Genomic DNA, 12,785 nt, shown 5'->3' on the forward strand with positions numbered 1-12,785 from the left:
CGCGCGGTCCGGCGCCCGCCGGGTTTGAGCCGGAGCATTCATGGATTCGATCGTGCAACCCGCCGCCACGGAGCAGCCGTCGTCGTCGCGCAACCGGCTGCTGCTGACGGTCTACACCGCTGCGATCTTCGTCAGCGCGTTGCTGCTGTTCTCGGTGCAGCCGCTGTTCACCAAGATGGTACTGCCGCGGCTCGGCGGCTCGCCGGCGGTGTGGTCGGTGGCCATGGTGTTCTTCCAGTCGCTGCTGCTGGCCGGTTATGCCTATGCGCATCTGTTGATGCAGGCACGGAACCGGATCGTCCCAGTGGCGGTGCATCTGCTGCTGCTGCTCGCCGCCTTCGCCACGCTGCCGCTCGGCATCGCCTCTGCCTATGGCGAGCCGCCGGCTTCGGGCTACGCGATCTGGCTGCTCGGCCTGTTCGCGGTCTCGATCGGGCTGCCGTTCTTCGCGCTCGCCGCCAACAATCCGCTGCTGCAGGCCTGGTTCGTCCGCACCGGCCATCCGGCCGGCCATGATCCCTATTTCCTCTACGCCTCCTCCAATATCGGCAGCTTCCTCGCACTGTTGTCCTATCCGTTCCTGCTGGAGCCGATGTTCACGCTGCAGATGCAGAACCGGTTCTGGACCGGTGGGTATGGCCTGCTGATCCTCCTCATCGGCGCCTGCGGCGTGCTGTTGTTGCGTTCGCCGAAGCTGGCCGTGGCCGACGCGCGGGCCGAGGACGTGAATGAACCCGCGCCAGGCCTCTTGACACGGCTGCGCTGGATCTTCCTCGCCGCCGTGCCCTCGGGCCTGCTCATCGCCGTCACCGCGCACATCTCGACCGACGTCGCAGCGGCGCCGCTTTTGTGGGTGCTGCCGCTCTCGCTGTACCTGCTGACCTGGGTCGTCGTGTTCCAGTCGCGGCCGCTGCTGCCGCACAAATGGATGCTGATGCTCCAGCCCGTCGCGATCGCCGGCGTCGTCGTCCTGTTGGCTTTCGGCGGCGAGCAGAACCTGCTGCTGACGCTCGGCGGGCATCAACTCTGCTTCTTCGTCATAGCCATGGCCTGCCACGGCGAGCTGGCGCGGACGCGGCCTGCCGCCAGATATCTCACCGGCTTCTATGTTGCGCTGTCGTTCGGCGGCATGGTCGGTGGCTTGTTCGCGGGGCTCGTTGCGCCCTTCACCTTCTCGTGGATCGCCGAATATCCGATCCTGATCGCGCTTGCCGCGCTGTGCCGTCCGTCCGCGAACGAGCGGCTGGGTGGCGTCGTCAAATGGTACTGGCTGGCGCTCGCCGCGCTCGCACTGGCGCTCATCGCGCCGTCATACACGGCGGGCGGCCTCTCGACCTGGTTCGAGGATCATCGCGTCTGGGTCGCCGGCGCCGTCGGCGTGCTCGCCGCGCTGCTCGCGCTGATCCTCAATGCCGGGCGCTGGAAGATCTTTGCCACCGTCGCGCTGGCGCTGGCGTTGATCCGCGTTTATCCCGCAGACGAGGGCCGCGTCACGACCGTGCGCAGCTTCTTCGGCGTGCACAAGATCGTGGTGACGCCGGGCGGCTATTTCCATGTGCTGATGCACGGCACCACCATTCATGGCGCCGAGCGCTTCCGCAACAATGACGGCACGCCGGTCGCAGGCAAGCCCGAGCCGATCACCTATTATCACAAGGACGGTGGCATCGGTCAGGCCGTCAGCGCGATCCGCGAGCGCAAGGGCGCGCCGCTGAAGGTCGCCGCGATCGGCGTCGGCTCCGGCACGCTCGCCTGCGCCGCCGAGCCAGGGGAGAACTGGACCTTTTTCGAGATCGACCAGTCCATGGTCGACGCGGCGCGTGACCCCAGGAATTTCCGTTACATCTCGAGCTGCATGCCGGACATGAAGCCCGTCATCGGCGATGCGCGCCTCACCTTCGCCAAGGAGCCCGATGGCGCCTATGATCTCATCATCGTCGATGCCTATTCGTCCGATGCGATCCCGATCCATCTTGCGACCGAAGAGGCGATGAAGATCTACAAGGACAAGCTCGCGCCGCACGGTGCCGTGGTGATGCACGTCTCCAACCGGCATCTGGATCTGGAGACCGTCGTGGTCGGCATTGCGGATGCCAACGATCTCAAGAGCTGGGTCTTCAACGAGGATTCGGGGCGCGATGGTGACTACATCTTCTCCACCGACGTCGTCATCTCCGCGCGCGAGGAGGCCGATGTCGGCAGGCTCGCGTCCTCCAAGCAATGGGAGCAGACCGAAGCCGACGACAGGGCGCGGGTCTGGACCGACGATTATTCCAACATCCTGGGCGCGCTATATCGGCGTTGGAAGGACGGGGAGTAGGGGGCGCCACGAGTGGTCTGGTGCCCCGGACGCAGCGCAGGCTTCCCCGGCGATGGGAAGCATCGTCCGGTGCGGTGCGCTGCAGAGCCGGGGCCCATCGCGCGGCTTGCTGGGTCCCGGCTCTGCGCCGCACCGCTACGCGCTGCGCCGCGTCCGGGACACGAGATCTACGGCGCCACCGGCGTCCCCGCCGGCAACGCGATCCCCTTCTCGCCGGCGACTTGCCGCAGCAGGTCCGGCCTGTCCGAGATGATGCCGTCGACGCCGATCTCGATCATCCGCGCCATGTCCTCACGCTTGTTCACCGTCCAGACCACGACGCGAAGTCCCTGTGCATGGGCCTCGGAAACCAGCGCCGCGGTCACGTCGCCGAAATTGGGCGACCAGATCGCGCCGCCGGCGGCCTTGATCGTCCGCGGCAGCGAGCCGCCGTGGTCGGCCGGCCTGAACCCCGCCATCCAGTTCGTCGCCTTGTCGAGCGCCACCGTCGGAGCCGAGCCGCGCTGGAGCGTCAGGTACACGGTCGGGATCTTCGGCGCTTGCTGCTGGACGAGAAGCAGAGTCCGCCAGTCGAACGACTGGATCATGACGCGATCGGAGAATCCTTCGGTCTCGATTACCCCGAGCAGCTTCGCGACGAAGGCTTGCGGATCCAGCGTTTCGTCCGGATGGTTCGGATCGATCTTGGTCTCGATGTTGAAGCGCACCTGCGTGTTGGCGGACTTGCGCACCAGCGCGAACAGCTCGGGCAAGGTGGGAATGCGCGTTCCCGGCAGCGCACGCTGGTCGGGGAATTGTCGTGAATAGGCGCTGTCGGGGCGGATCTGGCCGACGTCATGGGTCCTGATCTCCTCGAGCCGCAGCTTGACGAAAGGCGGGCCGGGCGGAGCGATGTAGGTCCCGTCGGGCCGCCGTGCGAGATCGGGATTGAGCCCGCGCTCATGCGAGACGATCACTTCGCCGTCCGCGGTGACGCCGACGTCGAGCTCCAGCGTGTCCACGCCCATCGTGAGCGAATGAGCGAAGGCGGGCAGGGTGTTTTCCGGTAACAGCGCCCGCCCGCCGCGATGCGCCTCGAGGTCGAAGGCCAGATCGGATCCCACGGCCTGTCCCGCTATCACAATCGAGATCACAGTCAGAATGGTTGTAACAGGTGACGGCATGGGGCCTCGAGGGGCAAGCGGAAAGGACCGGATTCGAACGCATTTTGCGTCGCTCGCCTATTCTATGGGCTTTCGCGGCTGTTGAAACCCTGGGTGCCGCGGCTTGGGTTGCGCCCGCCAGGCTTGTATGTAGTCATATGAGCCGACCTGGAAGCCCGACCGTGCAACAGAAACGCGATCACCGCATCATCCGCAGCCGGCACTTCCACAGGATGCAGCGGCGGCATTTCATCATTTTCGACGTGCTGCCGTTCATCGGCACGCTGGTTGCGCCGGGCCTGTTGTTGGTCCGTCCGATTGGCGCGATGGAGCTCGGCCTGTTGTTCGGCTTCTGGCTGATCACGGGCCTCGGCCTCACCGTCGGCTATCACCGCCTGTTCACGCACCGCGCCTTCGCGACCTCCACGACGATGAGCGCGATCCTGATCGTCATGGGCTCGATGGCCGGCCGCGGCCCCATGCTGTCCTGGGCCGCGATGCACCGGCGGCATCACGAGCTGTCCGATCATGATGGCGACCTGCACTCGCCGCGACTGCATGGCGAGGGTGTGCTCGGCCGCCTGCGCGGTTTCCTGCACGCGCACCTGACCTGGATGATCGCGCATGATTATCCCAACGTGGCCCACTACGTGCCGGACCTGATGGCGGACCGCAGGCTGGTTGCGGTCAACAGCCATTACTACACCTGGGTCGGCCTCGGCCTGCTGCTGCCCGCGTTGATCGGCGGCTTGGCGACGATGAGCCTGTGGGGTGCGCTGACCGGCTTTCTCTGGGGCGGCGTGGTGCGGATGTTCGTGGTCGAGCAAACCATGTCTGCCATCAACTCGGTCATGCACAGCTTCGGCGCACAGCCCTTCGTCACCCGCGACGACAACAGCCGCAATCTCGGCGTGATGGCCTGGCTCGCCTGGGGCGAGGGCTGGCACAACAACCATCACGCCTTCCCGTATTCGGCGGCCTTCGGCCTGCGCTGGTTCGAGTTCGATCCCGGCTTCATCTTCATCCGCGCGCTGGAAGCGCTCGGGCTCGCCTGGGACGTCAAGGTGCCGAGCGAGGAGAAGATCGCTCGGCGCATGCAGCGGCAGCCGGGCGATGCCGCACCCGATCTGGAGGCGGGCTGAGCATCACCGGCCGGCGCGAGGGCCGGTGATGGCGCAGCTTTGATCCGATGCTCTTCAACGACTATCCCTTTCTCCTGGTCTTCCTGCCTGCGGCCTTGCTGATCTACCGCCTGGCAGACCCTTATCCGCATCTGCGGATCGGCGTGCAGGTCGCGCTGTCGCTCGCCTTCTATGCCTGGGGCAGCCCATCGTTCATCCTGCTCCTGATCGCCTCCATCACGATCAACTGGCTCGCTTCGGTGGCCTACGGACGGGTGAAATGGCCGGCGGTGCTGACGCTGGTGATGGTGCTCGATCTCGCGGTGCTGGCGCTGTTCAAATACGCCAATTTCCTGCTCGCCAATCTTGCACTCGTGCTGGATACGAAGTTCGCGGCGCTCGACATCGGGCTGCCGCTCGGGATCTCGTTCTTCACTTTTCACCACATCATGTATCTGGTCGATCTGAAGCGCGGCAAGGCGCCGCTCTATGCGCTCGACCGTTACGCGCTCTACATCGCCTTCTTCCCGCAGGCGATCGCGGGCCCGCTGGCGCGATGGTCTGAGGTGATGCATCAGTTCGGCCGGCAGGTCTACGTGCGGGGCTGGCAGCGGCAATTCTGCATCGCCATGTGCTTCATCGCGTTCGGCTTGTTCGAGAAGGTCGTCATCGCCGACGGCCTCGCGCATCTGCTCGATCCCATCTATGCGCAGGCGGCAAGCGGACCGTTGCGAAGCGGCGACGCCTGGCTGGCCTTCTGCTTTTCGTTCCAGATCCTGTTCGATTTCTCCGGCTATTCCGACATCGCGATCGGCCTCGGCCTCTTGTTCGGCGTGCAGCTGCCCTACAATTTCAATGCGCCGTTGCGCTCGACCAATATCCAGGACTTCTGGCAGCGCTGGCACATCACGCTGATGTTGTTCCTGCGCGACTATGTCTTCTATCCCCTGGTCAATCTGCGCCTGTTGCCGCGCCGCTTCTTGCCGGTCCAGTTCTTCGGCGCGATGATGATCACGATGGCGCTGTGCGGCCTCTGGCACGGCGCGAGCTGGACCTTCGTGCTGTGGGGCGTGCTGCATGGCTTCGCGCTGGTGGCCTGCGCGCTGTGGCGCCGCTATGGGCCGGAATTTCCGTCGTGGCTCGGCTGGGCGCTCACCGTATTGTTCGTGCTGGCGACCGGCGTGATCTTTCGCGCCGGATCGTTGGAGGCGGCCTGGCATGTCTTTTCGGGACTGATCTCACCGCTGCCGCTCGAGCGCGGCAAGCATCTATGGCCGCTGATCGCAGCGCCGCTGTTCGCTTTCCTGCTGCCGGCGAGCCAGGACATCGTCGCGCTGCTCACGCGGCGTCCCAAACCGTGGCTCGCCGGTCTGCTCGGCATCGGATTGTTCGCATTGCTGCTCCACATGGGTGGTCGGGATCTGCATGAATTCGTCTACTTCAAGTTCTGAGACCGACCCCGGCTGGGGACGGAGCCTGCTGGCGTGCCTCGGCACGCTCTCGGGCGCCGCCTTGTTGGTGGTCGCACTGATGGTCGTGGTCGATCCCTATGACAGCGGCAAGCTCGGCCTGCTGGGCATCGAAGGGGTCGACAATCGTCTGACGCAAATCACGGCAGCGAGCCGCGCACGCGATGCGAGCTTCGACTCCGTCATCCTCGGCAATTCGACCGGGCAATTGATCCAGCCGGCGGAATTGTCCCGCGCGAGCGGGTTCCGTTTCGTCCAGCTCTACATGACCGGTGCGAGCCCACGCGAGCAGCTCGCCGTGCTCGATTTCTTCCTGCGCAATCACCGGAAGGTCGGCGCGCTGGTCATCGCCGCCGATCCCGGCTGGTGCGTGCATGCCCGGCCGAAGGAGGAGGGCGCTCCGTTCCCCTACTGGCTGTATGACGCAAGCGTGGTCACCTATGCGGTGCGGCTGATCTCCTGGCAGGCGATCGAGCAGGTCTTCCAGCGCATCGGCATTGGGCTCGGCCTGCGGCCGCGCATGAACCGTGACGGCTTTGTCAGCTACGAGGACATCTGGCCGCCCGGCCAATTCAAGGAGACCAATGCTCCCAGGGACCCCGCGCCCGTGGCTTCTGCCGAGGCGCGAGCGGTGTTCCCCGAGATCGCGGCCCTCAAGGACGTCGTCCGCAAATTGCCGGTCGACGTGCCCGTCGTCATCATCGTGCCGCCGACCTTCGCTGCCACCGTGGCAAAGCCCGGCACGCAAGCTGAACTGGAGCGCAACGCCTGCGATGCCGCGCTCGCACAGGTCGTGGCCGGGCGGCCGCGCAGCAAATTCGTCAGCTATCGCGTCGACAACGAGCTCACGCGCGATCGCGCCAGTTTCGTGGACTATATCCACTACCGCCCGGTGCTGGCGCGCAAGATCGAGCAGGGGATTGTCGCGAGCCTGCGCGACGGCGAGCACGCGAGAATCGATTTCTGAGCAGGTCAGCCGATTTCGTCGAAGACCGCATCGAGCCAGAGCTTGCGCGCAAGCCTGCGCTGGATCTTGCCGCTGGTGGTTTTCGGCAGTGCACCGGGCCGGATCAGCGCAATGTGGCGCGCGGACAACTCGTGGCAATCGGCAACGGCCTCGCGGATCCGGCCCTTGATCTCGTCGCCGTCGATCTTGTGACGCGCCGTGCGCTCGACCTCCTGCACGATGACGAGCGTTTCTTCAGCGCCCTCGTCCGGCACCGAGAATGCTGCGCCGCAGTTTTCGCGCAAGCCCTCGTCCAGCGACTGCACCGTGCGCTCGATGTCCTGCGGATAATGGTTGATGCCGCGGATGATGATGAGGTCCTTGATCCGGCCGCTGACGAACAACTCGCCGCCGGCATCGAGGAAGCCGAGATCGCCGGTGCGCAGCCATGCGCCGGGCTCGCCGGCGATCTCTGCGTTGAGTTGCTCGCGCGTCGCATCATCGTTGCGCCAATAGGCGCGGGCGATGTTGGCGCCGCTGACCCAGATCTCGCCGACGCAGTCGGGGGGCAGGCGTGTGCATTTACCGGGATCGACGATGGCGATCTGCTCACCCTCGAGCGCGCGCCCGCAGCCGACCACGATCTGCGCATCGTCCCAGTCCGAGGCGGTCGCTGCTCTGTCTGTCTGAAGCGCCGCACGACTGATGCGACGCGTCAGATGACCGCCGCCGCGCGTTCCCCCTGAAATGAGCAGCGTCGCTTCCGCCATGCCGTAGGCCGGATACATCGCGCGCGGATCGAAGCCGTGCGGTGCGAAGGTCGCGGCGAACCGGTCGATGGTTTCCGCGCGCACCGGCTCGGCGCCGTTCAGGGCGATCCTCAGCGACGACAGGTCGATGCCGTCCATCTGGTCGGCGCGGTAGCGGCTGACGCAGAGGTCGAAGCCGAAATTGGGGCTGCACGCCACTTCCGCGCGATAGTGCGAGATCGCGCGCAGCCATCCGAGCGGCCGCTGCATGAACGCGTTCGGCGCCATCAGCACGCAGGTCGCCCCGACATAGAGCGTCTGCAGCGCGTTCAGGATCAGCCCCATATCGTGGTAGAGCGGCACCCAATTGACGTAGGTCGATTGCCTGGTGTTGCCGAGCGCGATGCGGATCATCTCGAGATTTGCGAGCAGATTGGCGTGGCTGACCATCACCCCCTTCGGCTCGGAGGTCGAGCCGGAGGTGTATTGCAGGAAGGCGATGTCATCCGCCGCCGGATCCGCCAGGGCGACCGGTGCCAGGGTCGCCGGACCGAGATCGACCTCGATCCATCGGATGTTCTCGTGTGCGAAGCGCGTTTGCAGATCGCCGCGAAGCGAGAGGGCCGAACTGGTCAGCGCCACCGCTGGCGTGCAGTTGGCGAGAATTGCGGCGCTGGCATCGCGCGCACCGTTTCGCCGCGGCATCATCATCGGCACGGCGATGATGCCGGACATCAGGCAGCCGAAGAACGCCACCAGAAATTCAAGGCCGGGTGGAAACACCAGGATGGCGCGGTCGCCGGGGCGCGCGACCGCGGCCAGACGCGCCGCGAGCGCACTTGCGCAATCGCTCAACTGGCGGAAGGTGAGGGCAGCTTCTTCAGTCCCGCGGTCGGAGACGAAGACATAGGCGCGGTCAGCCTGCTCCGCCGCGCGCCGGGCCAGGAGCGCCACGAGCGAGCGAGGAGTGTCCATCGGATTGCGCCGGTTCAGACCGCGTCAGGCGGCTGGTCGGATCGCGCGCTTGTCGGCAAGAAACCGGGACAAGGCCTCGACGGTCGGATGGTCGTAGAAGTCGTCGGTCGACATTTCGATGTCCAGCTTCTCCTCGAGTTCCATCATGAGGTAGACCAACATCGCCGAATCGAGACCGAGGCGGTTGAATTTGGTGCCGGTGTCGACCCGGTCCGTGGAGATGCGCAGGATGTTGGCCAGCGCGGTAACGCAGAAATCCGAAATCTGCTCGCGTGTCATGTCATTTCCCAGAAGCAATGGGAACGACAATACGGGCGACCCCTAGCTTGTCAATTTGGCCGGGGCGCCGCGGCGATGAAGGTTGGGGACTGTTGCCTTCCTGCGTCGGTGAGCTGCTCGATTCCTACCCAGGCCGGCCTGAATCTGTGCGGCCGCCGCGGTGCCGGCGCGTCAGCACGATCCGATTCGCTGCCGCGCCCGGCGTCGCGTTCAGGCTGCGTCAGTTCTGATAATAATAGCTGCGCGGCTGATAAAATTGAGGGGGCTGCGGCTGATGATAGTAGCCCTGCTGGCCGTAGCCCTGGTCGTATGTTGGTTGCGGCAGCTGTTGATAGGCCTGCGTGCCATAGGGGCGGGTGATCGGGCGCGGCGCCGGGTAGCGCGCGCCGGTGTCGCTGCCGTCGGCCGGGTAGATGTAGTTGTCGTCCTGCGGCATGTAGCGCCGCGCGGGCTGCGCCGGCGGCGTCAGGTTCACCGGGGCGCCAGTGGTGGCGTATTGCTCCTCAGCGGGCTGCGGGGCGCGGGCCACCGCATTGGCATTGCGGCCGCGCGGATTGCGCGCCAGCGCCACCTGTGCCGAGCCGGTCAGCGCCACCGTGGTGTTGAGCACGCCCTGCTGCTGCACCAGCGCATAGAGCGTCGAGGCGTTCTGGCGCGACAGGCGCACGCAGCCATGGGATGCCGGCGAGCCGAGCCGGCCGACCGAGTCCGTGCCGTGGATGGCGTGCCCGACCTTGGTGAAGAAGATCGCGTGCGGCATCGGCGCGTCGTCGAATTCCTTGGAATAGTGGTCCTCTTCCATCCGGAAGGCGCGGAAGGCGCCATTCGGCGTCTCGCGCGAGGGGATGCCGGTCGACACCGGCCAGCGGTAGCGCGCGACCCCGTCGACGGCGACGGTCATCTGCTGATTGTCCTTGTCGACGGTGATCTCGACCTTGGCCTGCGCGGTGCTTACGCTCAAAAGCATCAGGGATGTAAAAGCAATGAAAAACGAACGCATCTGACTTCTGGCCTCCGGCCTGTTCTGCTCGCGCCGCGGCTCTCCGTCCCCCGGCGTGCATTATGCCTGCAGCCCGGCATTGGTTCCAGCGGCCTGCCTGTCCATCGTTAACGGGGTGCCAGGCGTAAGCAAGGCCGCTTTGTGCCGCGCCGGCTGGCGGCGCTGACATTTTCGCGAGCACCGCGAGGTCAGTTCTTGAGCCGGTATCCAGTTCGGAAAATCCACCAGATCACGACCAGGCAGATCACCAGGAAGGCCAGCGTCATGCCGATGCTGACGGATACGCTGACGTCGGCGATCTCGTAAAAGCTCCAGCGGAAGCCCGAGATCAGATAGACGACCGGGTTGAGCAGCGCCACCGTGCGCCAGGTAGGCGGCAGCATGTCGATGGAATAGAAGCTGCCGCCTAGGAAGGTCAGCGGCGTCACCACCAGCATCGGGATCATCTGCAGCTTCTCGAAGCCGTCGGCCCAGATGCCGATGATGAAGCCGAACAGGCTGAACGTCACCGCGGTCAGCACCAGGAAGGCCAGCATCCAGATCGGATGGTGGATGTGCAGCGGCACGAACAGGCCGGCGGTCGCCAGGATGATCAGGCCGAGGATGATCGACTTGGTCGCGGCGGCGCCGACATAGCCGAGCACGATCTCGAAATAGGAGATCGGCGCCGACAGGATCTCGTAGATCGTGCCGGTGAATTTCGGGAAGTAGATGCCGAACGAGGCGTTGGCGATGCTCTGCGTCAGCACCGAGAGCATGATCAGGCCCGGGACGATGAAGGTGCCGTAGCTGACGCCCTCGACCTGGCTGATGCGCGAGCCGATCGCGGCGCCGAACACCACGAAATAGAGCGAGGTCGAGACCACCGGCGAGACGATGCTTTGCAGCAGCGTTCGCCAGGTGCGCGCCATTTCGAACAGATAGATGGCGCGAATGGCGCGGTGGTTCATGACGTCCTCACGAGGTCGACGAAGATGTCCTCGAGCGACGATTGCGTCGTGTCGAGGTCGTTGAAGCGGATGCCGGCGGTGCGGAGGTCGCCGAGCAGGCTGGTGATGCCGGTGCGCTCGCCCTGCGTGTCGTAATCGTACACCAGCGTCGCGCCTTCATCGCAGAGCTCGAGCTCGTAATGCGCGAGGTTTTCCGGCAACGACGTCACCTTGTTCTGCAAATGCAGCGTCAGCCGCTTCTTGCCGAGCTTCTGCATCAAGGTCGTCTTGTCCTCGACCAGCACGATCTCGCCCTTGTTGATGACGCCGATGCGGTCGGCCATCTCCTCGGCTTCCTCGATGTAATGCGTGGTGAGGATGATGGTGACGCCGGACTGCTGAAGCCCGCGCACCACCTCCCACATGCCCTTGCGCAGCTCGACGTCGACGCCGGCGGTCGGCTCGTCCAGGAACAGGATCTGCGGCTCGTGCGACAAGGCCTTGGCGATCATCACGCGGCGCTTCATGCCGCCCGAGAGCGTGATGATCTTGTCGTCCTTCTTGTCCCACAGCGAGAGGGCCTTCAGCACCTTCTCGATGTGATCGGGGTTCTTCGGCTTGCCGAACAGGCCGCGTGAGAAGCTCACGGTCGCCCACACGCTCTCGAAGGCGTCGGTGTGCAATTCCTGCGGCACGAGGCCGATCAGCGAGCGAGCCTTGCGGTAGGAGGTCTGGATGTCCTCGCCGCCGACCAGGACGCGGCCCTCGCTCGGATTGGCGATGCCGCAGATGATCGAGATCAGCGTGGTCTTGCCGGCGCCGTTGGGGCCGAGCAGCGCAAAAATCTCGCCGCGCGTGATGTCGAGATTGACGTTCTTGAGCGCCTTGAAGCCGGACCCATAGGTCTTCGACAGATTGGCGACGGAGATGATGGAAGACATGATGGCCGCAAGGCTGAGGAGCAAAGGTGAGGGAAGGGGCCGCACCATCCAGGAGGGCAGGTCGGCGGAGCCCTGAAATAGGAACGCTGTTGTCCCTCCGCAATTCCCCGGAGAAAAATGGTCTCAAAACAGGCGCTTCAGTGGCATGTTCCCGGCAAGTGTTGCGCGATGGTCACGGCTTGCTGCTAAGATTGGCGCTCACGCGGCTCTTTGTTGCGTCTGCGAGCGCGCCGTGGCTACGATTCCGGCCAATCGCGAAGCGTATTGTCTCCGGGGAAAAGATCGATGAGACCGAACGGCCGTCACACCGCCGGCGCCAGCCAGCTGTCCGCCCTCCGTGCGTGGGCGATGGGCCTGCTCCTGCTGTCAGCTGTTGCCATCAGCCCGACCACCGCCAAGGCCGCGCCGAGCCAGGCCGCGGCGGCGACGACGCATGTCTATCTTCTCCGCGGCGTGCTCAACATCTTCTCGCTCGGCCTCGACACGATCGGCGCCCGCCTCCAGGCGCAGGGCGTCCCGGTGACCGTCGCCAATTTCGTGTCCTGGTCCTCGCTCGCCGATGAAGCGGCGGCTGCCTACAAGGCCGGCCGGCTCAAGACCATCATCCTGGTCGGCCATTCCTCCGGCGCGACCGCGCTGCCCGACATGATCGCCAAGCTCAACCAGCTCGGCGTGCCCGTGAAGCTCGCGATCGGCCTCGATTCCGTGTTCAAGACCAAGCTCTCGACCGGGGCGGAACGCTACATCAACATCTATATCGGCGACGGTCCCGGCGAGCCGGTGCGGGCCGCGCAGGGCCTTCGCGGCAAGCTCGACAATGTCGATGTCCGCGGCACCGGCGTCGGCCATATCTCGATCGACAAGAACGAGGCGATCCAGCGCCGCGTCATCGCCGAGATCGACGCCGCGATCAT

11 protein-coding genes are annotated in these 12,785 nt (G+C 65.2%); 5 read left to right on the top strand and 6 right to left on the bottom strand.

What is annotated here, in order from left to right; genetic code table 11:
• Positions 1-40 precede the first annotated feature (40 nt).
• On the top strand, positions 41-2,320 hold the full coding sequence (locus XI05_RS13530) for a spermidine synthase (RefSeq protein ID WP_271502230.1): 2,280 nt from the start codon (positions 41-43) through the stop codon (positions 2,318-2,320).
• 167 nt (positions 2,321-2,487) lie between these two features.
• Here XI05_RS13530 and XI05_RS13535 read toward each other — a convergent pair whose 3' ends face one another.
• On the bottom strand, positions 2,488-3,483 hold the full coding sequence (locus tag XI05_RS13535; protein WP_271502231.1) for a glycerophosphodiester phosphodiesterase: 996 nt from the start codon (positions 3,481-3,483) through the stop codon (positions 2,488-2,490).
• Between the two features lie 161 nt (positions 3,484-3,644).
• Here XI05_RS13535 and XI05_RS13540 point away from each other — a divergent pair, with 161 nt between their 5' ends.
• From XI05_RS13540 to XI05_RS13550, 3 genes are read left to right on the top strand one after another with little or no spacing between them, the layout of a single operon-like run.
• Complete coding sequence (locus XI05_RS13540; RefSeq protein ID WP_271502233.1) at positions 3,645-4,604, top strand: acyl-CoA desaturase; 960 nt, start codon at positions 3,645-3,647, stop codon at positions 4,602-4,604.
• Between the two features lie 47 nt (positions 4,605-4,651).
• Positions 4,652-6,034, top strand: a complete 1,383-nt coding sequence (locus XI05_RS13545) for an MBOAT family O-acyltransferase (RefSeq protein ID WP_271502235.1) — start codon at positions 4,652-4,654, stop codon at positions 6,032-6,034.
• A complete protein-coding gene (locus XI05_RS13550) occupies positions 6,009-7,019 on the top strand; it encodes a hypothetical protein (protein WP_271502237.1) in 1,011 nt (336 codons plus the stop codon). The genes XI05_RS13545 and XI05_RS13550 overlap by 26 nt, the downstream gene beginning before the upstream one ends.
• A 5-nt stretch (positions 7,020-7,024) precedes the next feature.
• Here the strand turns inward: XI05_RS13550 and XI05_RS13555 are convergent, their stop codons facing one another.
• From XI05_RS13555 to XI05_RS13575, 5 genes are all read right to left on the bottom strand, one after another.
• On the bottom strand, positions 7,025-8,722 hold the full coding sequence (locus XI05_RS13555) for a fatty acyl-AMP ligase (protein ID WP_271502239.1): 1,698 nt from the start codon (positions 8,720-8,722) through the stop codon (positions 7,025-7,027).
• A gap of 24 nt (positions 8,723-8,746) precedes the next feature.
• Positions 8,747-9,001, bottom strand: coding sequence for an acyl carrier protein (locus XI05_RS13560; protein ID WP_271502242.1), 255 nt, complete (start codon positions 8,999-9,001; stop codon positions 8,747-8,749).
• 220 nt (positions 9,002-9,221) lie between these two features.
• Positions 9,222-10,001, bottom strand: coding sequence for a L,D-transpeptidase (locus XI05_RS13565; RefSeq protein ID WP_271502247.1), 780 nt, complete (start codon positions 9,999-10,001; stop codon positions 9,222-9,224).
• 188 nt (positions 10,002-10,189) lie between these two features.
• Positions 10,190-10,951 (bottom strand): ABC transporter permease, encoded by a 762-nt coding sequence (locus XI05_RS13570; protein ID WP_271502249.1) that lies wholly within the window; start codon positions 10,949-10,951, stop codon positions 10,190-10,192.
• Positions 10,948-11,871 carry an ABC transporter ATP-binding protein gene (locus tag XI05_RS13575; RefSeq protein ID WP_271502255.1) on the bottom strand — a complete coding sequence of 308 codons (924 nt, stop codon included), beginning with the start codon at positions 11,869-11,871 and terminating at the stop codon, positions 10,948-10,950. The genes XI05_RS13570 and XI05_RS13575 overlap by 4 nt, the downstream gene beginning before the upstream one ends.
• A gap of 285 nt (positions 11,872-12,156) precedes the next feature.
• Here XI05_RS13575 and XI05_RS13580 point away from each other — a divergent pair.
• A partial coding sequence (locus XI05_RS13580) for a hypothetical protein (RefSeq protein ID WP_271502257.1) occupies positions 12,157-12,785 on the top strand: 629 nt, incomplete at its 3' end.

This window comes from Bradyrhizobium sp. CCBAU 11357 (assembly GCF_028128865.1).
Lineage (GTDB): Bacteria > Pseudomonadota > Alphaproteobacteria > Rhizobiales > Xanthobacteraceae > Bradyrhizobium.